This window comes from Stenotrophomonas sp. YJH_SMC_94-11, assembly GCF_059370435.1.
This window is the reverse complement of sequence record NZ_JCAFTR010000002.1, coordinates 364,595-386,343: the sequence shown is the minus strand read 5'-3', so window position 1 is coordinate 386,343 and position 21,749 is coordinate 364,595. Positions and strand designations below refer to the sequence as shown.

General features: G+C 66.8%; 20 protein-coding genes, 7 tRNA genes and 1 pseudogene. 12 read left to right on the top strand and 16 right to left on the bottom strand.

What is annotated here, in order from left to right; all coding sequences use genetic code 11:
* Nucleotides 1–82 precede the first annotated feature (82 nt).
* The gene (locus AC5P74_RS06075) at nucleotides 83–1,150 is read right to left on the bottom strand and encodes a GlxA family transcriptional regulator (protein WP_005417111.1); all 1,068 of its coding nucleotides are present in this window, start codon (nucleotides 1,148–1,150) and stop codon (nucleotides 83–85) included.
* Nucleotides 1,151–1,336: 186 nt separating this feature from the next.
* Here AC5P74_RS06075 and AC5P74_RS06070 point away from each other — a divergent pair, with 186 nt between their 5' ends.
* The 7 genes from AC5P74_RS06070 (at nucleotide 1,337) to AC5P74_RS06040 (ending at nucleotide 2,674) form a co-directional block, all read left to right on the top strand.
* Nucleotides 1,337–1,735 (top strand): heavy metal-responsive transcriptional regulator, encoded by a 399-nt coding sequence (locus AC5P74_RS06070; RefSeq protein ID WP_049415383.1) that lies wholly within the window; start codon nucleotides 1,337–1,339, stop codon nucleotides 1,733–1,735.
* A gap of 104 nt (nucleotides 1,736–1,839) precedes the next feature.
* A tRNA-Ala gene (locus AC5P74_RS06065) sits at nucleotides 1,840–1,915 on the top strand.
* A gap of 54 nt (nucleotides 1,916–1,969) precedes the next feature.
* Nucleotides 1,970–2,045: transfer RNA gene (locus AC5P74_RS06060), tRNA-Glu, on the top strand.
* 185 nt (nucleotides 2,046–2,230) lie between these two features.
* Nucleotides 2,231–2,306: transfer RNA gene (locus tag AC5P74_RS06055), tRNA-Ala, on the top strand.
* Nucleotides 2,307–2,355: 49 nt separating this feature from the next.
* Nucleotides 2,356–2,431 (top strand) — tRNA-Glu (locus AC5P74_RS06050).
* A 44-nt stretch (nucleotides 2,432–2,475) separates the two neighbouring features.
* Nucleotides 2,476–2,551: transfer RNA gene (locus tag AC5P74_RS06045), tRNA-Ala, on the top strand.
* Between the two features lie 47 nt (nucleotides 2,552–2,598).
* Nucleotides 2,599–2,674 (top strand) — tRNA-Glu (locus tag AC5P74_RS06040).
* A 95-nt stretch (nucleotides 2,675–2,769) separates the two neighbouring features.
* Here the strand turns inward: AC5P74_RS06040 and AC5P74_RS06035 are convergent.
* A complete protein-coding gene (locus AC5P74_RS06035; protein WP_053500686.1) occupies nucleotides 2,770–3,186 on the bottom strand; it encodes a GNAT family N-acetyltransferase in 417 nt (138 codons plus the stop codon).
* A gap of 76 nt (nucleotides 3,187–3,262) precedes the next feature.
* Between AC5P74_RS06035 and AC5P74_RS06030 the strand changes: the two genes are divergently transcribed.
* On the top strand, nucleotides 3,263–4,219 hold the full coding sequence (locus AC5P74_RS06030; protein WP_053500688.1) for an SOS response-associated peptidase family protein: 957 nt from the start codon (nucleotides 3,263–3,265) through the stop codon (nucleotides 4,217–4,219).
* Between the two features lie 124 nt (nucleotides 4,220–4,343).
* Here the strand turns inward: AC5P74_RS06030 and AC5P74_RS06025 are convergent, their stop codons facing one another.
* Complete coding sequence (locus tag AC5P74_RS06025; protein WP_053500690.1) at nucleotides 4,344–4,724, bottom strand: response regulator; 381 nt, start codon at nucleotides 4,722–4,724, stop codon at nucleotides 4,344–4,346.
* Nucleotides 4,725–4,856: 132 nt separating this feature from the next.
* On the opposite strand from AC5P74_RS06025, the gene AC5P74_RS06020 reads away from it, so the two are divergent.
* Nucleotides 4,857–4,942, top strand: a tRNA-Leu gene (locus AC5P74_RS06020).
* 269 nt (nucleotides 4,943–5,211) lie between these two features.
* Nucleotides 5,212–5,464 (top strand): annotated as a pseudogene (locus AC5P74_RS06015) (nucleotidyl cyclase domain-containing protein); the annotation flags it as partial.
* Here AC5P74_RS06015 and AC5P74_RS06010 read toward each other — a convergent pair.
* Nucleotides 5,447–7,273, bottom strand: a complete 1,827-nt coding sequence (locus AC5P74_RS06010; protein ID WP_053500692.1) for a methyl-accepting chemotaxis protein — start codon at nucleotides 7,271–7,273, stop codon at nucleotides 5,447–5,449. The pseudogene AC5P74_RS06015 and the gene AC5P74_RS06010 overlap by 18 nt on opposite strands.
* 532 nt (nucleotides 7,274–7,805) lie before the next feature.
* On the opposite strand from AC5P74_RS06010, the gene AC5P74_RS06005 reads away from it, so the two are divergent.
* Both AC5P74_RS06005 and AC5P74_RS06000 read left to right on the top strand, forming a co-directional pair.
* Entirely contained in the window at nucleotides 7,806–8,894 is a 1,089-nt protein-coding gene (locus tag AC5P74_RS06005; RefSeq protein WP_346607847.1) for a DUF5694 domain-containing protein, read from the top strand.
* Nucleotides 8,895–8,955: 61 nt separating this feature from the next.
* The gene (locus AC5P74_RS06000; RefSeq protein WP_065185761.1) at nucleotides 8,956–9,246 is read left to right on the top strand and encodes a putative quinol monooxygenase; all 291 of its coding nucleotides are present in this window, start codon (nucleotides 8,956–8,958) and stop codon (nucleotides 9,244–9,246) included.
* Here the strand turns inward: AC5P74_RS06000 and AC5P74_RS05995 are convergent.
* The 12 genes from AC5P74_RS05995 to AC5P74_RS05940 all read right to left on the bottom strand — a co-directional run bounded on the left by AC5P74_RS05995 (nucleotide 9,188) and on the right by AC5P74_RS05940 (nucleotide 21,642).
* Nucleotides 9,188–9,490, bottom strand: coding sequence for a hypothetical protein (locus tag AC5P74_RS05995; protein ID WP_346607846.1), 303 nt, complete (start codon nucleotides 9,488–9,490; stop codon nucleotides 9,188–9,190). The genes AC5P74_RS06000 and AC5P74_RS05995 overlap by 59 nt on opposite strands.
* A gap of 62 nt (nucleotides 9,491–9,552) precedes the next feature.
* A complete protein-coding gene (locus tag AC5P74_RS05990) occupies nucleotides 9,553–11,742 on the bottom strand; it encodes a PAS domain S-box protein (RefSeq protein WP_069138245.1) in 2,190 nt (729 codons plus the stop codon).
* A gap of 208 nt (nucleotides 11,743–11,950) precedes the next feature.
* The gene (locus AC5P74_RS05985; protein ID WP_206620947.1) at nucleotides 11,951–14,338 is read right to left on the bottom strand and encodes a Tex family protein; all 2,388 of its coding nucleotides are present in this window, start codon (nucleotides 14,336–14,338) and stop codon (nucleotides 11,951–11,953) included.
* Nucleotides 14,339–14,544: 206 nt separating this feature from the next.
* Nucleotides 14,545–14,760, bottom strand: coding sequence for a hypothetical protein (locus AC5P74_RS05980; RefSeq protein ID WP_005417149.1), 216 nt, complete (start codon nucleotides 14,758–14,760; stop codon nucleotides 14,545–14,547).
* A 385-nt stretch (nucleotides 14,761–15,145) separates the two neighbouring features.
* On the bottom strand, nucleotides 15,146–15,550 hold the full coding sequence (locus tag AC5P74_RS05975; RefSeq protein ID WP_141750863.1) for a hypothetical protein: 405 nt from the start codon (nucleotides 15,548–15,550) through the stop codon (nucleotides 15,146–15,148).
* Nucleotides 15,551–15,594: 44 nt separating this feature from the next.
* The gene (locus AC5P74_RS05970; protein ID WP_194430536.1) at nucleotides 15,595–15,753 is read right to left on the bottom strand and encodes a PspC domain-containing protein; all 159 of its coding nucleotides are present in this window, start codon (nucleotides 15,751–15,753) and stop codon (nucleotides 15,595–15,597) included.
* 112 nt (nucleotides 15,754–15,865) lie between these two features.
* Nucleotides 15,866–16,234 (bottom strand): YfeK family protein, encoded by a 369-nt coding sequence (locus tag AC5P74_RS05965; RefSeq protein ID WP_206620887.1) that lies wholly within the window; start codon nucleotides 16,232–16,234, stop codon nucleotides 15,866–15,868.
* Nucleotides 16,235–16,267: 33 nt separating this feature from the next.
* Entirely contained in the window at nucleotides 16,268–17,335 is a 1,068-nt protein-coding gene (phaC, locus tag AC5P74_RS05960) for a class III poly(R)-hydroxyalkanoic acid synthase subunit PhaC (protein WP_053499798.1), read from the bottom strand.
* A complete protein-coding gene (gene phaE, locus AC5P74_RS05955; RefSeq protein WP_346607845.1) occupies nucleotides 17,332–18,381 on the bottom strand; it encodes a class III poly(R)-hydroxyalkanoic acid synthase subunit PhaE in 1,050 nt (349 codons plus the stop codon). Before phaE ends, phaC begins: the two co-directional genes overlap by 4 nt.
* Nucleotides 18,382–18,403: 22 nt before the next feature.
* Complete coding sequence (locus AC5P74_RS05950) at nucleotides 18,404–19,018, bottom strand: CDP-alcohol phosphatidyltransferase family protein (protein WP_019660264.1); 615 nt, start codon at nucleotides 19,016–19,018, stop codon at nucleotides 18,404–18,406.
* A 529-nt stretch (nucleotides 19,019–19,547) separates the two neighbouring features.
* Nucleotides 19,548–20,909, bottom strand: coding sequence for an MATE family efflux transporter (locus AC5P74_RS05945; RefSeq protein ID WP_346607844.1), 1,362 nt, complete (start codon nucleotides 20,907–20,909; stop codon nucleotides 19,548–19,550).
* Nucleotides 20,910–21,027: 118 nt separating this feature from the next.
* The gene (locus tag AC5P74_RS05940; protein WP_346607843.1) at nucleotides 21,028–21,642 is read right to left on the bottom strand and encodes a DUF2239 family protein; all 615 of its coding nucleotides are present in this window, start codon (nucleotides 21,640–21,642) and stop codon (nucleotides 21,028–21,030) included.
* Between the last annotated feature and the right edge of the window lie 107 nt (nucleotides 21,643–21,749).

Here is a 21,749-nt window from a genome sequence, read left to right as displayed (position 1 = left end):
CAACCCACCCGTCCCATCATCTCGTTGCCTGCATGGTCAAAGCGTCGCGCCCAGGTTGCAAGTACGACGCCCACCGCAGGCTTCAGGCCGCGCTGCGCGGCATCTGCATGCCAGGCGCCGGTTGCAGCCCGCGCAGGCTGCCCGCCACCGACGACAACAGCGGCCGTTCGCGCCGTTTGTTGTTGACCTGCCGCCGATAGTTGGCCGGCGTCATTCCAACAATGCGCAGGAACAGGCGGCGGAATGCGCTCTGGTCTGCATAGCCCACCCCCCAGGCCACTTCATCGATACCCGCCCCCTGCTGCAGCAATGTCTGTGCCTTGGCGATACGCAACCGCTGGCAATACTCGATCGGACGCAGGCCGGTGGCCTTCAGGAAGCGCCGCTGCAGAGTCCGTGGCTCCAGTCCGGAAACCTCGCAGATCGCTCCGAGCGTGGCCCCACGCGCAGCGGTGGTATGCAGCCAGCGTTGCGCCTTCAGTACGTCGCGATCGCCGTGGGCGAAGTTGGCACTGAAACGCTCCAGATCCTGCTGGATCGCCGCGGGCACCGTGATCCCCAACTGCTGCGCCACGGAACTCGCTACGCCCTGGCCGTGCAGCCGGTACAGCAGCCGCAGGGCGAGGAAGCGCCAGGCTTGGGAACCGGCCACTGTCAGCAGATCACCGTCGTCGACCAGCGCGCGCTCACTGGGCACCCAGCTGGCCGACTGCCCCTGCAGGCCCGGATGGCGCCCGAGGTCCGGCCCACTGACGGTGCGCCCGGCAAGCAGACCCGCGCGTGCCAGCATGCTGACACCATCGCTGGCAGCTGCCAGCAGACTGCCGCCATCGTAATGCGCGCGCAGCCAATCCAGCAGGACCTCATCGGCGCGCAGGCAGACGCCTTGACTGATCTGGCCAGGCACGGCGATCACGGCGGGAATGTCCGCCTCGAGCATCTCCGCGCCGGCAATGCGATGCACGCCGGTCTGGCTGGCTGGCACGACCCAGCGGGTTACCAGGACACGCTTGAACGGGCGACGCTGCTGCTGGGCAAGCCGGTTGGCGACATGTGCCATTTCGGTCAGCACAGAGGCGGCCGACGGGTCGCCTCCCGGGTACTCGACCACCGCGACCTCTACGAATCCTTCGTTCCTGAATCCTTCCACAGAGCATCTCCTCGGTTCGTTGCGGGCCATCCAGCGGCCGGTTCAGGCGCAGGGTAGGAACTGCCACGACGGCGGGGCTATGAAGAAAGTTGCAAAGTGCGCTGAATGCGCCGTCAGCGGCGGGAGCTTGACCCTGGACCGCACTCAAGGCTTCAGAATGACCGGCAGCATCCGCAGGAATCCGCCATGAACATTGGTCAACTGGCGCGCCAGGCCGGCGTACCGATCGATACCGTGCGCTACTACGAGCGCCAGCAGTTGCTGCCCACCGCGGCACGCTCGGCCGGGGGCTACCGCATCTTCGGTGAGCAGGACCTGCGCCGGCTGCGCTTCATCCGCCGCGCCAAGACACTGGGCTTCAGCCTGGAACAAATCGCCGAACTGCTGGCACTCAGTGATCGCCACCCGCAGGACATGGGCAGCGTGCGCGACGCGGCACAGGCCCGCCTACAGGACATCGCGCAGCGCATGGCTGAACTGCAACGCATGCACAGCGCGCTCTCGCAGCTGGTCGACGCCTGCCCCGGCCACGGCACCCTGGATCAGTGCCCGATCCTGGCGGCGCTGACCGACGGCGCCGACTGAGTACGTGCGATCGTCGCCCCCCCTCGCAACGCACGTGAAGAAAAGTGCAACAAATGCTTGCCAACCCTCTGGGGCAAGGCTATTATTTCGCTCCTCAGCGACGTGGGGCCATAGCTCAGCTGGGAGAGCGCCTGCATGGCATGCAGGAGGTCAGCGGTTCGATCCCGCTTGGCTCCACCAATCTTTCGGCATTAGGCCGTCGAAAGGTCGCTAAAGAACATTGATGAGAATTGCGTCCCCATCGTCTAGAGGCCTAGGACATCACCCTTTCACGGTGGCGACCGGGGTTCGAATCCCCGTGGGGACGCCACTCATCACGAACAACGAGGACCCGGCCGATAACCGGGTCTTTTTTGTTCACCGCCTACCGGCATTCAGGTTGTGGCGTTGCGGTTCCCCTGCCCTTGGTGGCGAAGGTTGAACCGGGACGAAAAAAGTTCGAAAAAAGCTTCCACAAACGTGAACACGCAGGTATGATAGGCGGCTCGGTAACACGGGGCCATAGCTCAGCTGGGAGAGCGCCTGCATGGCATGCAGGAGGTCAGCGGTTCGATCCCGCTTGGCTCCACCACTTTCGACATTAGGCCGTCGAAAGTTCTACAACTTGAAGTTTTTCGTGCGTCCCCATCGTCTAGAGGCCTAGGACATCACCCTTTCACGGTGGCGACCGGGGTTCGAATCCCCGTGGGGACGCCAGTTTCAAAACGGACTCTGCTCCTGGCAGATATCCAGAGTTTCATGGGGCCATAGCTCAGCTGGGAGAGCGCCTGCATGGCATGCAGGAGGTCAGCGGTTCGATCCCGCTTGGCTCCACCACTTCGACATTAGGCCGTCGAAGGATCTACAACTTGAAGTTTTCGTGCGTCCCCATCGTCTAGAGGCCTAGGACATCACCCTTTCACGGTGGCGACCGGGGTTCGAATCCCCGTGGGGACGCCAATTCTTGAAAACCCCGGCTTCGGCCGGGGTTTTTCTTTGCCCGCGATCTGCCATCAAACCGCCCTGCGCGTAGATGGCTTCACCCCGCCCACGGCTCAGAACCGCCGATACATCCCGATCGATGCCGGTGCAGTCGGTGCGAAACCAAACTGTGCATACAGCCGATGCGCCTCGCCATCGGCCAGCAGGCTGACGTACGCCGACGGCGGCAGGTTGGCCTGCATCCAGCCGTCCAGCCGCCGCATCACTTCCTTGCCCAGGCCCTGCCCCTGCAAACGCGGCAGCACCGCGATATCACAGACCTGCAGGTGGCAGCCGCCATCGCCGACGATACGGCCCATCGCCACAAGTTCTGCACCCTGGTAAGCGCACACGCCGAACAACGTATTGGGCAGCGCGCGGGCGGCTGCTTCGCGGGACTTGGCGCTGAGGCCTGCGAGCACGCGCAACTGGCAGTAGTCCTCGACCGTGGGTACGGCTTCGCGGAACTGGCAGGTGATGGAACCATTCATGCGGCATCTCCGGATGGGTCGGGCTATCCTGCCGCATCCACGTCGCAGCCGCTGCGACCCAGGCCCAAAGAGTCCCATGTGCTATTCCGCCCTGATCCGCGCTGACTACGCCAAGCTGGTACGCGAGTTCGGCGCCATCCTGTCGCTGGAGGACTTCGCCGAGCTGTACGCACACGATCCGGGCAAGAAGCGGCCGAAGACCCCGAAGGCGATGGATGACGGATTCGCCGGTGCGCGTACCGAACAGGGGCGGGACATCGTGGCGAAGATCCAGCAATGGCATGCGCAGGAGCAACAGGCACTGGAGGCCGAACTGGCCCGGCAACGCGAACGACGCGATATTGCCCATGCCACGCTGGCCACCCGGCCCACGCAGAAGGCGCGCAACGACCTGCGCGTGGCCGGCAACCGCATCGAGCGCGCACAGGCCCGGCTGGAAGACCTGCATCGGGTGCAGCTGCTGCCGCGTGACAACCGCATTTTCCCCGGCACCTACGCACCGGTGATGGTCAGCGAGAACGGCCAGCGCGTGATCAAGCCGATGCGCTACCAGTGCCGGCTGCCGGACAAGCCGGCGCGCAACGACGTGCTTTACCCCGGCACCTACAATGCGCGGCGCGACAGCCTGGAAGGTTACTGGCGGGGTGCGTTCGGACTGCGCCATGGCGTGGTGGTGGTACAGGCGTTCTACGAGCACGTGCCCCGCCACGCCATCGCCGGCCGCACCCTCGGCGCCGACGAAAAGGAACAGGACGTGGTACTCGAATTCCGTCCCGATCCGCCCCGCGACCTGCTGCTGGCCTGCCTCTGGGCAGAATGGGAAGGACCGGAAGGCCGCCTGCTGTCGTTTGCCACGATCACCGACGCACCGCCCAGCGACGTCGCCGCTGCCGGGCATGACCGCGGCGTGGTACCGATCCGCAAGGAACACCTCGACGCCTGGCTCAACCCCGAACCGGATGACCTGGCGCGCCAGTACCGCATCCTCGACGACCGCGAGGAGATCCGTTACGTGTACGAGGAAGCGGTCTGAGCGCCGGACGCAATTGAAAAACCCCGCCTGGGCGGGGTTCCTGGATCAGGGGTTGCCGCCACACATCGCAGGCCTGAGTATTCAGGCCTCGGCAGCAGACCCCTGCCAGCGCGCGGCGGACTGCTCAGGCCTTGACGCCGGAGCGGCCCACCGCACGCGCCAGCGCGCGTGACAGATCGGCCGACAGGTAGGGCTTGACCAGCAACAGGCCGGCCAACATCGGTGCTGGCAGCTGCTCGGCCAGCATTCCGGTGGCCAGCACGAACGGAATGCCACGTGCCGAAAGCGCTGCAGCCACCGGTTCACTGGTCTCGTTGCGGGCCAGGCGGTAATCCAGCAGGGCCACATCAGGAGTGCTCTGCTCCAGCAGCCGCAGGGCCTCGGACACACTCGCTGCGAGGCCAACCACGACCGCTCCGGCATGCACCAGCTGCATCTGCAGCAGGGCCGCACTCATTTCGTCGTTCTCGACCACCAGCACCCTCAGGTCCTGCAACACTGTCATCGGCTACCGCTCCTGGAGGCAATTGCACGCTGGGAGTATAGCTATCAAGGGGCCAATGCCGACAGGAACCGCCCTCATAGGCCCTCCTACTATGCATCGCCTGCCGACCTCGGTTACACTCGCACGCTGCCTGCCGGTGTGGCGGAATGGTATACGCAGCTGACTCAAAATCAGCCGGGGGTGACCCCATGAAGGTTCGAGTCCTTTCACCGGCACCACTGCATCAAAGGCCAGGTCCATGACCTGGCCTTTTGCATTTCCCGGGTCCGAGCGCCCGACACTGGCAAGCATGCCCAGCATGCCCTGCCCGCGCGGCTGCCGCTCCTGCGGGCGTCCGACGCCGTCGCCCGGTCCCACTACTTCTCGCTGCCAGGCGTGATCGAGCACACCAGCTGGGGCGACGTTTCCGAACGGGCGATGGCGCTGCAGATCGCCCGCCATCTGCCTGACGCATCCGATCAGCGCCGGGCGCTGGGACGCCAACAACCTGCAGGCGGTTGCCGCGATCCTCGACGGCTGCCCGCAACGCGGTGATGACCTGCTGGCCCGCGACGGCGGCGAGGAATTCATCGCCGCCCTGCGAGCGCCTGCGCGCCGCCGTGGAAGCCGCCGCGCTGCCCGCCGCTGAGGCCCATGTGACCATCAGCATCGGCGTAGCCTGGCAGGCTGCGCATGAGCAGGCCGCCCCACAAGGCCGGGGAACAACACGCCAATCGGCGCGCCTAGACCGCGCGCAGCACCGCCCCACCGTGCAGGTGCCCGGCCCCGCCCTGCACCCGGAAGCTGGCCACCGTCTGCAGCAGCTGCGCCGACTGCTCTTCCATGCTGCGCGCTGCGGCCGAGGCTTCCTCGACCAGCGCGGCGTTCTGCTGGGTGCCCTGGTCGATCAGATCGACGGCATGGTTCATCTGCTGGATGTCGTCGCTCTGCTGCTGCGCGGCAGTGCTGATCTCGGACATCAGATCACTGACACGGCGCACATTGACCACGATCTCGTCCATGGTGCGTCCGGCGCTCTCAACCTGCGCGGTACCGGCGCCGACATTGGCCACCGACGCATCGATCAGCTGCTTGATCTCCTTCGCGGCACTGGCCGAGCGCTGCGACAGTTCGCGGATCTCGGTGGCGACCACGGCGAAGCCACGCCCGTGTTCGCCGGCACGCGCTGCTTCCACCGCCGCGTTCAACGCAAGGATGTTGGTCTGGAAAGCAATGCCGTCGATCACGCCGATGATGTCGACGATGCGCCGCGAGGACGCGTTGATCACGGCCATGGTCTCGACCACTTCGTGCACCACGTTGCCACCGCGGGCAGCGACATCAGCAGCACCACCGGCCAGCTGACTGGCCTGCCGTGCGTTGGTCGCGGTGCGCTGCACGGTCTCGGCCAGGCCCTTCATCGACACCGCGGTCTCCTCCAGCGACGCGGCCTGCTGCTCGGTGCGCTGCGACAGATCGCTGTTGCCCTGCGCAATCTCGGTGGCACCGACGACGATGGTGTCGGCGGCGAACTTGATCTGGGCGATGATCGCGGCCATCGCCTCCACCAACGAATTCACGCCCTCGCACAGCTCGGCGATCGGCCCGTTCTTGTCGGCAGTGGCCACGCGCCGGGTCAGGTCGCCCTCCTTCGCGGCCGCCACCACTTCACGGGTCTGCGCCACGGCACGTTGCATGGCCTGGTTCTCATGCACCTGCGCGGTGATGTCGGTGGCGTACTTGACCACCTTGAACGGCTTTCCGTTGAGATCCAGGATCGGGTTGTAGGACGCCTGGATCCAGACCTCGCGCCCGCCCTTGCCGAGGCGCCGGTACTGGCCGGCATCGTATTCGCCACGGCCGAGCTTCTCCCAGAACTGGCGATACTCGGCACTGCCACGATACTCGGGCTCGACGAACAGCGAGTGGTGCTGGCCACGCACGTCGTCCAGGCTGTAGCCGGTGGCGGCCAGGAAGTTGTCGTTGGCCGAAAGGATGCGGCCGTCCATGCCGAACTCGATCACCGCCTGCGACTTGTCGATCGCCGCCAGCTGCCCGGCCGAGTCGGCTGCCTGCAGCTTCTGCGCAGTGATGTCGGTGGCGAACTTGACCACCTTGTAAGGCCGCCCCTGCCGGTCCAGCACCGGGTTGTACGAGGCCTGGATCCAGATCTCGCGCTGGCCCTTGCCGAAGCGCCGGTACTGGCCAGCGTCATATTCGCCACGCCCCAGCCGCGCCCAGAACTCGCGGTACTCGGCGCTGCGCGCCTGCTCGGGATCGACGAACAGGGAATGATGCTTTCCCTGGATCTCCTCCAGCCGGTAGCCCATCGCCTGCAGGAAGTTGTCATTGGCCTGCAGGATGGTGCCATCGAGGGCGAACTCGATGACCGCCTGGACCCGGTGAAGCGCCGCGACCTGGGCTTCCAGCTCGGCACGGCCATCGGACACGGCCTCGGCGCCGGTGCGGTGCTGGGGAGCCAGCGCGCCCAGCAGGGCACGCCACGGCGACCAACGGGTATGCAGCTCGGCCGGCGCCTGCGCGCCCGCCGTGAAGCCTGGAATGAGCATTGTCTGATCCTCGGTGTCCGGTAAGCGGTTGCGACCCGACGGGCGGGATGCCCGGCGGCAACTTCAGGTGCCAGGGACTACAGGTGCCAACCGGCACCTCTCGAGCGACTGCCACGAACGTCTGCTGCGGGTGCGATCGGCATCTGGGAGCGGCGGAACACACAGCGCGGGCCGCCCATCGGGGACGGCCTGGGGTCCTGCGGCGGGTGACTGGAGCGGGATCCAGAGGGAGTATCGGCGAGGGGATCGGTGGCTTTAGCCGGATTACGCGACGTCCGTCGCAACTTCAGATGCGGCTGCAGGGGCGCGCTAGACAATCGCGATGTACTTCACATTCTGCTCACGCTCGGCGGGGCACGGGGTGTCGTCACGGAACATATCGCGCGTTGCCGCCGTCACTGGGCATAGCCTTGCCCGGCACGCCGATGCAGTTCAAGCCCAAAAGGTTTGCATGACCAACGGGCGATTCCATGGCAGGTGAAAATGGCCAGCATGCAGCGAACCGCAGGACGCTCACTGACACGGAGATCGCATGTTCCCACGCTTGGCCAGCCTCTTGATCCTGGGCCTGTGCAGTACCGGCGCCCTCGCTGCCGATGCCACCTATCGGCCCGCCTTCCAGCCGGACCAGCTGAAGGGGCCGCCTGCAGGGCGACCGAACGAGGTACTGGTACTGGGCACCGCCCACCTGTCCGGCCTGCCCAAGTCCTTCCAGCCCGCCTTGCTTGAACCGTTGCTGCAGCGACTGGTCACCTGGAAGCCCGAGCTGATCGCCACCGAAGACCTGTCAGGCCTGCAGTGTGATTTCATGCGTCGCTACCCGGCACGCTATGCCGAGAGCGTGGCCACCTACTGCTTCGACACCACCGCTGCGCAGGCTGCCACCGGCCTGGACGTGCCTTCAGCGAACGCCCAGGCCGAGCGCCTGCTTGCGACATGGCCGGACGAGCCGGCGCCCGCCCAGCGTCGTCGACTCGCTGCATTGTTCCTGGCAGCGGGCGAACGCGGCTCGGCGCAGGTGCAGTGGCTGCGCCTGCCTGCGTCCGAGCGCAAAGCCGGTGATGGATTGACCCCCGCCCTGGTCGAGATCCTCGATAAAGGCCTGGTTCGCCGCAATGAAACCAACCTGATCGCCGCCGAAGTCGCCGCCCGCCTCGGGCATGAACGGCTGTGGGCCGTGGACGACCATACGGCCGATTCCCCCACGCCCGCCGAGGATGAAGCGGCGGCCAGCGCGACCATCACCGGTGCCTGGAACAATACGCACTCGCGCGCGCGACGGGAGGCAGATGCACGCCTCGTGGCCAACCTGGACAAGCCTGGCGGCGTCATCGCGCTGTATAGGGACTACAACAGCCCGGCGGCAGCGATGGCCGCGTACCAGAGCGACTTCGGCGCGACGCTCGTCGAGCCGTCCTCCAAGGCGTTCGGCCGGATGTATGTCGGTTACTGGGAAACCCGCAACCTGCGCATGGTCGCCAACATCCGCGACGTGCTGGGCCTGCACCCTGGCAGCCGAATGCTGGCCATCGTCGGTGCCTCGCACAAGGGCTACTACGAGGCCTACCTCAATCAGATGCACGACGTGCAGCTGGTCAGTACTGACGCAGTATTGCGTTGACCAGGATAGGTGCCGGCCATGCGCTGGCACTATCCTGCAAGGCCCGTCTGCAGGTGCCGACATGCTGAAAGTGATCGCCGAGGATTTCATCCATCCCGATGCCGTGGATACCGTGCTTCCCCTGTACCGCGAGCTGGTCGCATGCACGCAGCGCGAGCCGCTCTGCCTCGGCTATGAACTGTTCGTCGACCAGAAGGACCCCGGGCATTTCGTCTTCATCGAGCAATGGCCGGACCGCGACGCACTGGATATCCATTGCGCCAGCGAGCACTTCCAGCGTCTGGTGCCTCAGATCAACGCGTTCCAGCGCGCACCGTGCCGGGTCCTGCTGATGGACGCCGCACGGGTGTAGTGCCGGAAGCGAGACGCCCGCCGACGCTGCGGCCGTGCCGCCACAGCAACAGGCAGGCTGCAACCGTGCACGCCAGGCTCAGGACCAGCAGCGCGACCGCGCCTTGCTGCAGCACGGGCAACAACGCCTGCGCGTACGGGTCGCCGCGCAGCTGTTCGGCGCGCAGGCAGGTGGCCAGCGCCAGGCACCAGCCGATCAGGGCCGGAATGAACTTGCGCACCGCAACCGGGTTCCAGGCATTCATGGGTTCACCTGCTTGAGTGGAGATGCGCGCAGTATTCGCGCGCGTCCTCTCACAGGCTGAGATCAGTCCTGGGCGGCATCGGCATCGTCGCCTGGAAGCCCCGACAGCTCGCCCTGCACCTGCACGTTGTTGCGCCCCAGCGCCTTGGCCCGGTAGCACTGTGCATCGGCAGCGGCCACTGCCTGGTCCACGCTCATGCCCCCCGCCAGGGGCGCGATGCCGATGCTGGCACCGACCCGCAGCCGGTGCTGATCCCATGGAATGGACAGCGCTGACAGGGTCTGCAGGAGCTCACCGCCGATCCGTGCGGCACGACGCGGCGTACACCCGGACAGGATCACCGCGAACTCGTCGCCGCCCAGCCGCGCCACCACGTCCGAATCACGCACACCATGTCGCAGCACACTGGCCACCGCCCACAGCACGGCATCGCCGGCCAGGTGGCCCCAGGTGTCGTTGACCGGCTTGAAGCGGTCCAGATCGATGTACATCAGCGAGGCGGCCTGCCCGGTGCGCTCGACGCGGGTGATCGCCTGCTGCAGGTGCACCTCGAAACCGCGGCGGTTGCTCAGTTCGGTGAGTGGATCGATCTCGGCCAGGTGGCGGGCTTCGCGCTGCCGCGCCCGCTGCTGGGTGTCGTCGCGCAGCACCCACACCGCGCCGCGCACATGGCCTTCGTCATCGCGCAGCCAGGCCCGCGTCAGGTCCACCGGCACCGTTGCCGTGCCCAGGCGCAGCAGCAGGTCGGCATGCAGGTCCACCGCGTTGCTTTCCGGGTCCAGGAGTACCTGCACATCCAGCACCGAGCCGGGCGCGTACTCGGTGGTCAGCGCCAGCACGTCCTGCACCCTGTGCCCGGCCAGCGACAGCGCGCCATCACCGGCCAGGGTGCGTACCGCGGCCGCGTTGGCATAGTCGATGCGGCCGTCAAGGTTGACGCTGAGCACCAGGTCGGCCACCGCATCCAGGGTGATGCGGCTGCGCTGTTCGCTCTCGAACAGGCGTTGCTCACTGCTGCGCTGGGCGGTGATGTCCTGGATCTGCGACACGAAATGCAGTGGCTGGCCATGCTCGCTGCGCACCAGCGACACTGACAGCCGCGCCCAGATGATGCGGCCGTCGCGGTCGAGATAGCGCTTTTCAAGGTGGTAATGGCTGCGCCGTCCGGCCAGCAGGTCCTGCACCAGGGCCAGGTCGGTCTGCAGGTCATCGGGATGGGTCAGGCGCTGGAAGTCGACCTGCAGCAGCTCTTCGCGCGGGTAACCCAGGATCCGGCACAGCGCATCATTGACGTCCAGCCAACGCCCCTCCAGCGACACCAGCGCCATGCCCAACGCCGCCGACGTGAATGCACCGGCGAACTTCTCCGCCGACAGCCGCGCCTCAGCCCGTGCCTGCAGGATCTCGGTGATGTCGATGGCCATGCCGACGTAGCCGATGCGTGCGCCTTCGGCACCTTCCATGCGGCTGATCGACAGGCGCACCTGGCGTGGCAGGCCCTCCTTGCGCAGCAACGTCCACTGCCGCGAGTAGGTCTGCCCGTCAGCGCGAGCACTGAGCGCTTCGAACACGTCGGGAAGGTTGCCCTCGGCATCGGCCAGCGGCTCCAGCCAGGCTTTCAGTTCCTCCGGATCGTGGAACGCATCGAGCCGGCGCTGGCCGACCACCTCCGCTGCGCTGTAGCCCAGCAGGCGCTCCGCACCCGTGTTGAACAGGGTGATGGTGCCATCGGTATCGGTGGCGATCACCGCTACCTCATCGGACGCATCGACCACGGCCTGCAGGCGTTGCCGGGTCTCGGCCGCGTCCTGCCTCGCCTGCTGCAGCTCGGTGACGTCAGCATGCGCGCCGGCCATCCACAACGGCTTGCCCTGCCCATCCCATTCGAAGACCCGCCCGCGGTCCTGGATCCAGATCCACTGCCCGTTCTTGTGGCGCATGCGCAGCAGGCAGGCGTAGTTGTCGCTGCGGCCTTCGAAATGCTCATCCAGCGCCGCATCGGACAGCGCGATGTCATCGGGATGGACCAGCTTCAGGAACGTCTTCTGGCAGATGGGTTGCAGCTCTTCCAGGCGGTAACCGACGATCTCAGCCCAGCGCGCGTTGACCCGCATCTCGCCGGTCTGCACGTTCCATTCCCAGGTTCCCGCGGCGGTACCGTCGATGATCATCGCCAGGCGGCGACGCTCTTCTGCCAGCTCCTGCAGGCGGCGCTCCAGCAGTCCATTGCCGTGGGTGCCCTGGCCCGGCATCATTCCGGTCCCCTGCCGGCACGGGCAGGCGCCGACCGCAGCGGAACGCTGCGGCCTGCAACGAAGATGGCGGGTCGTGCTGGCGTCATGGCCCTCCCCAGCAACAGCGGGGTGGCCGGACGCCTCCCCTCAAGCGCAAGTGTGCGCAATCACGGGGAAAATCGACAAGTCCCCCGCCACGAATCAAGTGTGACGGGGAACGCGGTCCTCAACTGCGCTTGGCGCGGGCGAAGGCCTCGGCCAGGGCGTTGTTGGCCGGCGGCGCCGACGCGGCGGGACGGCTGCCATTGCCTTGACCCCGGTTCGGCCCGCGGTTCTGGCCGCCTGCATCGCGGCGCGGCCCCTGCCCATGGCCGCGCTCATCACGCTGGCCCGGGCGGCTGGTCGCTTGCCCGGGGGTATCGTCCAGGCGCCGGGTCAGGGCGATGCGCTTGCGCGCCACGTCCACCTCCAGCACCTTCACCTTGACGATATCACCGGCCTTGACCACGTCGCGCGGGTCCTTCACGAACGTATCGGAAAGCGCCGAGATGTGGATCAGGCCGTCCTGGTGCACACCGATATCGACGAAGGCACCGAAGGCCGCCACGTTGCTGACCACACCCTCGAGCACCATGCCCTCGCGCAGGTCCTTGATGTCCTCGACGCCCTCGGCGAAGCGTGCCGCCTTGAACTCGGGACGTGGGTCCCGGCCCGGCTTCTCCAGTTCCTTGAGGATGTCACGCACGGTCGGCACGCCGAAGGTGGCATCGGTGAACTGCTCGGCCTTCAGGCCGCGCAGGAAGCTGCCATCACCGATCAGCGCCTTGATCGGGCGCGCGGTGCTGGCCACGATGCGCTCGACCACCGGGTAGGCTTCCGGGTGTACCGCCGAAGCATCCAGCGGCTCATCACCGTCGGCAATGCGCAGGAAGCCCGCGCACTGTTCAAAGGTCTTCTCGCCCAGGCGCGCGACCTTCAGCAGGTCCTTGCGGCGCTTGAACGGGCCGTTCGCATCACGGTGGCGCACGATGTTCTCGGCCACCGTGGCCGACAGGCCAGACACCCGCGACAACAGTGCAGCCGAAGCGGTGTTCACGTACACGCCCACCGCGTTCACGCAGTCCTCCACGCGGGCATCCAGCGCGCGCGCCAGGCGGTACTGGTCCACATCGTGCTGGTACTGGCCGACACCGATCGCCTTGGGTTCGATCTTCACCAGTTCGGCCAGCGGGTCCTGCAGGCGGCGGGCGATCGACACCGCCCCACGTAGCGACACGTCCAGCTCCGGGAACTCCCTGGCCGCGAACTCGGACGCCGAATACACCGACGCCCCGGCCTCGCTGACCACTACCTTCTGCAGCTTCGGGTTGGCAGCGGCCTTGATCGCTTCACCAGCCAGCTTGTCGGTTTCGCGGCTGGCGGTGCCGTTGCCGATCGCGATCAGTTCCACGTTGTGCTTGGCGCACAGCTGCTTGATCGTCTGCAGCGACTGCTCCCACTGGCGACGCGGCTCGTGCGGGTAGATGGTGTCGGTGGCGACCAGCTTGCCGGTAGCATCGACCACGGCGATCTTGCAGCCGGTGCGGATGCCCGGGTCCAGTCCGAGCACGGTCTTCGGGCCGGCGGGTGCCGCCAGCAACAGGTCCTTCAGGTTGTCGCCGAACACCGCGATGGCTTCGGCTTCGGCCTTTTCGCGGGCCTGGTTGAACAGGTCCAGCAGCAGATGGGTGTGCAGCTTGGCGCGCCAGGTCAGCCGGCACGCATCCAGCAGCCAGCGGTCGGCGGCGCGGCCCTGGTCGGCGATGCCGGCCTTGCGCGCCACGCGTCCTTCGGCGTACTGATGGCCAGCCTCGGCATCGCTGCCCGGGTCCAGTTCCAGGAACAGGATCTCCTCGCGGCGCGCACGGAACAGTGCCAGCAAGCGATGCGACGGAATCTTCGCCAGCGCCTCGGCATGCTCGAAGTAGTCGCGGTACTTGGCGCCCTCGGTTTCCTTGCCCTCGGCGACGCGGGCACGGATCACCCCGGTCTCGCCCAGCCAGGTGCGCAGTTCACCGACCAGCGCGGCGTCTTCGCCCCAGCGCTCCATCAGGATGGCGCGCGCGCCTTCCAACGCGGCCTTGGTGTCGGCCACGCCCTTGTCGGCGTCGACGAAGGTGGCCGCGAACGCCTGCGGGTCCTGCGTCGGGTCGGCCAGCAGGCCATCGGCCAACGGCTCCAGGCCGGCCTCGCGGGCGATCTGCGCACGGGTGCGGCGCTTGGGCTTGTACGGCAGGTACAGATCTTCCAGCCGGCTCTTGGTGTCGGCGGCCAGGATGTCATTGCGCAGCTCGTCACTGAGCTTGCCCTGCTCGCCGATGCTGGCCAGCACCGCCGCACGGCGGTCCTCCAGCTCGCGCAGGTAGGTCAGCCGGGTTTCCAGGTTGCGCAGCTGGGTGTCGTCCAGGCCACCGGTCACTTCCTTGCGGTAGCGCGCGATGAACGGAACGCTGGCGCCTTCGTCGAGCAGGCCGACTGCGGCGCGTACCTGGGCGGACTGGGCACCGATCTCGTCGGCGATGGTCTGGGCGATCTGCTGGGCGAGCGCGCTCTGGGCGTTCTTGGCGTCGTGCATTGCTTCAGGTCTGTGCCGCGTTTCGGAAGCCCCCATTCTGGCAATCCGCGACGGAGCCGGACAAGGCATTGACAGGGGGCGAGGTTCAGCGGCGAAGCCGGATTGGACGCCGGCATCCTGGCAAAGAGCGGGCTCGGACTGGCCCGGGGCTGGGATGCCGGCGCGGGCGCGCGATGGTGGGCGCGCCCTGCCGCGTGTTGCGTCGGTCAGCGATAGTGGCGAGCGGCGCGCTGCATGACGATGTCGTCACGCATGCCTTCCAGGGCCATCAGGCGGACCTTGCCGACACCCTGCAGTTCCATGAACCGCTCCGTGTAGAACTCCGGCCCCAGCGCGGTGTCGGCGCGGGATTTGCTGAAGCCGTAGGGCACCACGCCCTTCTCGCCATCCTTGCTACCACCGACATAAAGAACGATTGCCATGTGATGTATTCCTCCAAATTGCTACTGCGTACTGCGCTCGATGAGCGATGCTGCGAGCTCATCAAGGAAGAGCTTACCGCGTCGAACCTGACTGGAACGTCACGAAGGCTAATGACGATCGGTTGCATGCAGATGACTGCGGGATCGCAGCAGAATGCTTACGGATCTTTAACTTTCAGCTAACGAATCCACGGGGGATTCCCGCCAACGGCGCAGCCCCTCGTGGGTGGTTTGGTTGGTCGCGGAAAGCCGGTTTCCTGTGGGCTGGCCGGGAGGGTGGGTAGGCCGGGGACGCCGTGAACCCAACCCGACCGACCAGCGCGAGGGTTTTGCATTTGACAACCAGGCATCACCACCCACGAGGGGCTGCGCCGTTGGCTGGAAACTACGGCCACCAACCATTCCCGAACCGGGCGAAATGATCGGCCGCGCGCTCGAACGGGTTGCGCGCGCTCACCCCGCCGCACAGCAGGTACACCGGCAGGTACAGCGGCCCCAGCACCATGTACTGGTAAACGTGCGCGCGCTCGTGGTCGTCCAGCCGGATCAGCGGCTCCACGCCCCACCCCGCCTGATGCGCATAGGTCCGGCAGCAGATGCCGAGGTCATGGCCGGTATGCAGGATCACGTTGCCCAGGGTGATCGCACCGCCCGGCCCCCACGGCCAGTGATCGAACACCACGGCGCAGTCCCGCCCGCTCCAGCGCAGCGTCGCGCCGCCAAGCATGCCGGCCAAGCCGCCGATCAGGCCGATCAGTGTGTTGGGCAGCGTCCATGCGGCGCCCAGCATCTGCAGCGCGCGCAGCCAGAGCGGCCAGGATCGAGCGGCGGTGTTCAATCCGCCTCGTTCGGAATCAGCAGCCACAGGATCAGGTAGATCAGAATGCCGGGGAAGGCGGCCGAGCCGATCGATACCAGCACGAACACGATCCGCACCAGGGTGGGGTTCCAGCCGAAGCGATGGGCAATGCCGCCCATCACGCCGGCAATCATGCGGTCGTTCAATGAACGCGACAGCGTCTTGGGCGTGGTGTTCACGGCGGTGTCTCCTCGGCTTGCGGGCAGAATCAGTCGAGCACGCCGCGACTCTACACCGCCTCTGTGTCTACGGCGTGCGGAGACGCAGCGCCTGCAGGCGCGCACCGAACCAGGCGGCCGCGGTCTGTTCAGGCTGCCCCGGGCACTGGATGCGGTAAGGCTTCCCGCTCATGCTGCTCTGGCTGGCGGCGCGCTCGATGAACTGCTCGGCGCTGTCCACCATGTCCTTCTTCAGCAGGTAGTCGTACTTGCGCTGCAGATGGGCGCGCGCATCGCCGCCGTCGTACCAGCTGCCATTGCGCTGGAAACGGCACTGCGAGCCGTCCAGGCTGGAAATCAGCTGGGCGATCTCCCGGCGTGCATCGGCACTGGGTGCGGCGTGGGCAAATTGTGCTGCCAGCAGTGCCGCAAGAACCAACGAAATCCGGTACGTCATCATCCCCCCAGGTCCGTCGAGCATGGCTCGACTCTACAGGTCACGCGCCTTCAACCAGCCATCGATCGTGGCCGGCACTTCGCGCTGGGCGCGGCCGGACACATAGATACCAATGTGGCCACCGCGGAAACTGGACTCGGTGTAGTCGTCCGTGCCCAGGCGCCCACGCATCGCGCGCGAGGCGTCCGGCGGTACCAGATGGTCCTGCTCGGCATAGATGTTCAGCACCGGCAAGGTCACCTGCGACAGATCCACGGCTTCCTCGCCGATCCGCACCGTACCGTTCACCAGGCCGTTGCCCTGGTAGAACTGCTTGATGAAGTCGCGGAACGCCTCGCCCGCCAGGTCCGGCGAATCGAAGATCCATTTTTCCATGCGCAGGAAATCCTCCAGCGCCGCCTTGTCGTCGAGGATATCGAGCAGACCGACGTACTTCTGCACGTTCAGGCGGAATGGCTTGAGCATCAGGTAGCTGGCATTCATCAGGTCAGCCGGTATGTTGCCCAGCGTATCCACCAGCAGATCCACGTCCACCTGCCGCGCCCAGTGCGAGAGCATGTTGTCGGCCGTCTGGAAATCGACCGGGGTGACCATGGTGATCAGCTTGCCCAGCTTCCGCTGGCGCAACGCTGCGTAGCAGAGTGCGAACACGCCGCCCTGGCAGATGCCGAGCAGGTCGATCGGGCCGCCACTGCGCACGCGCAGTGCATCCACCGCACCATCGATATAGCGCAGCAGATAGTCCTCCAGCGTCTGGAAGCGCTCCGAGCGATCCGGGTAGCCCCAGTCCAGCACGTACACGTCCTGGCCCAGTGCCAGCAGCTTCTGCACCAGGGAGCGGTCGGCCTGCAGGTCGACCATGTACGGCCGGTTGACCAGCGCGTAGACGATCAGCAGCGGCGTGCGCCGGGTCGGCGCCTGTTCGCCGACGAAGCGGTAGAGCACCACCTTGCCGTCGCGCCACACTTCCTCGCGGGCGGTCACGCCATAGTCAACGTCTTCCACCTGCGGCAGCAGCTTCAGCCCTTCCATCAGCTTGCGCTGCATCGCCAGGGTTTCCTGCATCAGGTCATCGGCGTTGAAGCCCAGCGGTCCCTTCATCGGTCACGTGCCCGTGAGGTGGTGCGAGATTCGGACTTTTTGGCAGCCGCCTTCTTTGCCGGCGCGGCCCTCTTCGCGGCCTTGCGGGCGGCTGGCTTCACCTTCGCCGGCGTCGGCTGCGCCACCGGATCGACCGCAGCGGTTCCAGCCAGCACCGCCACTTGTGCCTGCAGCCGGCGCAGGCTGCGCTCCAGCTCGGCGATGCGGCGGTGTGCGGCATCCATCTCGCTGCGGGTCGGCAGGCCGATGCGTTCACTCATCTGTTCCACCTCGCGCTGCAGGCCGGCGCGCAGACGCATCTGCGCATTGCCCAGCGCGGCGTACACCTGCTGGAACGGTCCGGACATGGCGACCTTGGCGTAGGCCTCCTCGGCCACTTCGATCCACAGGTCGAACATCGCGCGGGCGCTGGTCAGCTGGCTGCCCGGCTGTTCGTGCTCGGCCAGGCGCTGCTCGAACAGCGCGAAGGCCTCGTCCAGTGCCTGCTTGATCTGATCGACATAGGCGCGCGAATGCTGCTGGTATTCCTCCTGCGCACGCAGCAGGGCCTGCCAACGCGCCTGGTGCTCGCGGCCGGGGCCGAATGCCGGGCTATGCAGCCACGGGCCCGCCTGCAGCTGGAACTGCTGCAGCCATGCGGCGAATTCAGGTACTGCGGCACCGGCGTGGGTGCTGCCGCGGGCGCCCTGCAGCATCCATTGCAGCATGCCGTCGCCCTGCCCCTGCACCGCCTCGCGCCAGGCCTGGGCCACGTCGGCACTGCTGGCGTCGCGGCCGGCAAACCGAGCGGCGACCTCCTGCATGGTGCCGTACCAGCTGCCCGCCTGTTCGCGGAACCGGCGCACGGCATCTTCCGGCGCGCCGGGCGCCTGTTCGGGCAGCAATTGGCCCCACCAGTCAAACAACCGTTGCCAGCTGCCGGGGTCGTCACCGGCAGGTGCAGCGGGCGCGCCCGCATGGCGCAGGGCATCACCCCAGGCGCCGAAATACTGCCGGGCCAGCGTCTCGAAATCGCTGCTGCCGGCATCGTGGGCCGAGCTGGTCATCGCAGGCCTCCGCAGGGCTGGCTCATGGCTTGGGGATACGCAGGGTCTTGCTGATCATCAGCGACCCGGACAGGGCGAACAACAGCACCATCGGGTGCAGCTGCCACGGTCCGATCTGCCACTGGCCGAACCAGATGTTCTGGCCGATGGCATCGGTGCCGGCGGCGATCGCCAGTACGATCACCAGCACCAGGCTGGTCGGGATCGGGGTGCCCTCGAAATACGTGACCTTGCCCTCATCGCCGGTCATTGCCTCGGCTGTGACGTTGTAGCGTGCCAGGCGGCTGACGCCGCAGCAGACGAAGTAGCTCAGCACCAGCCAGTCCCAGCCACCCTGCATGCCGCAGGCATAGGCCAGCGCCGCTGGGGCCACCCCGAAGGAGATCACGTCGGACAGCGAGTCCAGCTCGCGGCCCAGGGTGGAGCTGGACTTGCGCCAGCGCGCGATGCGCCCATCAAGGGCGTCGAAGATGAAGGCCAACGGGATCAGCGCCATGCCGAACAGCAGGTAGCCACGCTCGCCGTCCTGCAGGAAGCGCATGGCGGCAAATACCGCACCGGTGCCGCAGAAAGCATTGGCCAGGGTGAACCAGTCGGCCAGCTGGAATTCGCGCAGCATCGAGAAGTGACGTTTCATGGGGACTCACGGAGCATCAAGGCCCACAGGTTACCGCGAGCGCCGTCGCTGGTGACAGCGCTGACGGGGCCCACCCTTCACCGCCCCCTCACCCGCCCTCACCGACGGTGAATTTTTCGCCACCCATCTTGACAGCCTAGGGGGGTGGCGCCTGTCGCGGCTTATCCACAAAGTTGCCCACGCGTAATCCACACCCCCTGTGGACAACCAGATCTCACCGACTGCGACGGTGGACATTTCCTCATCACCCTGACGCGGGGTTTCCCTACTTCCCAAGCCGCGAGGTCGGCGCTATGGTCACCGGCGGGCCCGCCGCCGCCACGTCCGATTCCTGGTGACGGGCGATGATGATGCCGGATGCTTCCACCCTGGCCGCGCAGCTGCGAAGGCCCCGCCGCAGCGCCGCACTGGCGGTCAACACCCTGTGCTTGTACTTCCGCCTGCTGCTGGCGCAGCGGCGCTGAAGTGGTAGAGCCGGCCGCTGGCCGGCTGCACCTGCCATTCCGGGGTGCCGGACGGCGGCAGGCAACTACCCAGCCTGCACCCGCCGCCAACGCGCGAAGCACAACACCTGCATCACCAGCATGGCCAGCAACCCCAGCGGCCACGCCCACCACACGCCGGCCAGCCCGTGCTGCGCCTGCATCCACATCGCCAACGGCAGTTCCACCAGCAGCACCGCTGCCATACCCAGCAACGCTGGCAACCATACCGTGCCGCTGCCGCGCATCACCCCGACAAGCACCGCGCTGATTCCCATCGCCAGCACGCCCCACACCACAGTGCGCAGCTGCAACGCAGCCAGCTCGCGCACGTCGGCTGCCGCCAGGATCAGCCCGGTCAGCCCGCGCGCCAGCGCCACAACCAGCACCACCACCACGCTCAGCGTCGCCAGCGCCACCAGCACACCAGTACGGGCGATGGCCGGCAGCCGTGCTGTACGCCCGGCGCCCATCGCATGCGCCGCGAGGATGGTGGCGGTGATCCCCAACGACATTGCCGGCAACTGCACCCAGTTCATCAGCTGGTTGACCGCACCGTAGGCGGCCGTAGCGGTGTAGCCGTAACGGTTGATCCAGCCCAGCAACACGATCTCGGCGACGGCCAGGCTGAGCATCTGCAGCGAGGAAGGTATGCCGATGCGCAGCATCGATCGGATGATCGCGCCATCGAAAAGAATGGCATGCAACAACTCAGGGCCCGGTGCCAGGGGATGTCCTGCCCGATGCCAACGCAACAACAGCCAGCCCAGGGCCAACAGCGAGGCACACGCCGCCGACACCGCCGCACTGGCCGATCCCAGCCGCGGCAGGCCGGCCCAGCCCAGAATCAGCAGCGGCGTGCACAGCAGGCCGACCACCGTGGCCAGCAGCAGCGCCTGCAGCGGCGTCTTCGCATCGCCTACTGCGCGGCTCACGGCAGTGGCCAGCCACAGGAGGAAGAACGCCGGCGCCGCCAGCAGCAGCACGCGCGCGTAGACGATGGACTCACCGAGGATCGGTGCCGGTGTACCCAGTGACATCAGAAGCTGTGGTGCGAAACCGCTCCCCAGAGCCATCACCAGCACCGACAGCACAAGGATCAGCGCCACCGCGCTGCCGGCCACCGCGCGCGCCTGTTGCGGGCGGCCCGCGCCCCAGGCCTGGCCGATCAGCACCATCGCGCCCGTGGCCAGGCCCATCACCAGGGCCAGCAGCAGGAAAAAGACCGGGAAGAACGCCGCGGCCGCAGCCACCGCCTGTGTGCCAAGCAGGTGGCCGAGATAGATGTTGTCCAGCGTGCCTGCGGCCAGCTGCAACGCATTGGTCAGCAACATCGGCAGCAGAAGCGTCAGGTAGGTGCGCCACAGCGGGAGTGCTGCCGGAGGTGTCGGATGTACAGGGGGGCTCATGGGATTCTCTGGGCAAGGCGCCGCCCTGCCCGGCGTTTCCGCCAGCAAAGCAAGCACAGGGGAAGCGGACCGCGGCCCGCGATCAGATGACGCCGTCGCTCAGCAACGGCGCGATGGCTCAGCCGTCAGCGCTGTCGAACGCCAGACGCAGGGCGTGGTCGCGCACATCCCTGGGCCAGGAATGCAGCACCGCTTCCAGGCCCGCACGGTCGTGCGCGAACAGCACGCGGATGGCCTCCTCGAAGCCCGGCAGGTCACCGGCGATGGTCTGCAGGAAGTGATAGGTACGCTCGCTGTGGCGGCGCTGCCGATCCTCGTCGGCACCGGCGCGGCTGGCCGCCTCCACCAGTTTTCGCAATGCCACCGAGGCGCCGCCCGGCTGCTCGGCCAGCCAGGCCCAATGGCGCGGCAGCAAGGTCACTTCACGGGCGACCACGCCCAGCTTGGGGCGGCCACGGCCACGCGGGGTCGCAGCGTCTTCGGCAGTGATTTCGGCATCCGCCTCGTCAGAGGGGGGAAACGCTTCGGCTACCCGCGCCAGCAGTTCCTCGTCACTGCCGCGCGTATCGAAATCGCGGGTGCGACCGGTGGCGTTGTCGAACACCAGCAATGGTCCGGCAGCGTTGTCGGCGCGCAGCCGCTTGAGCGCCAGTGCCGCCACTTCCGGGCTGCCGCAGGCAACGAGGCGATGGCCGTCGAAACAACTGAAGGGAGGGAGTCGGGACGCAGGCATGGCAATGGCATCAGAGGTGATGCGCGAATATTGCCCGGGTAATTTATGATTGTCAATATTGCCCGGGTATTAATCGACCAAAAGAGCGTGCCAACCCAGATTGGCAC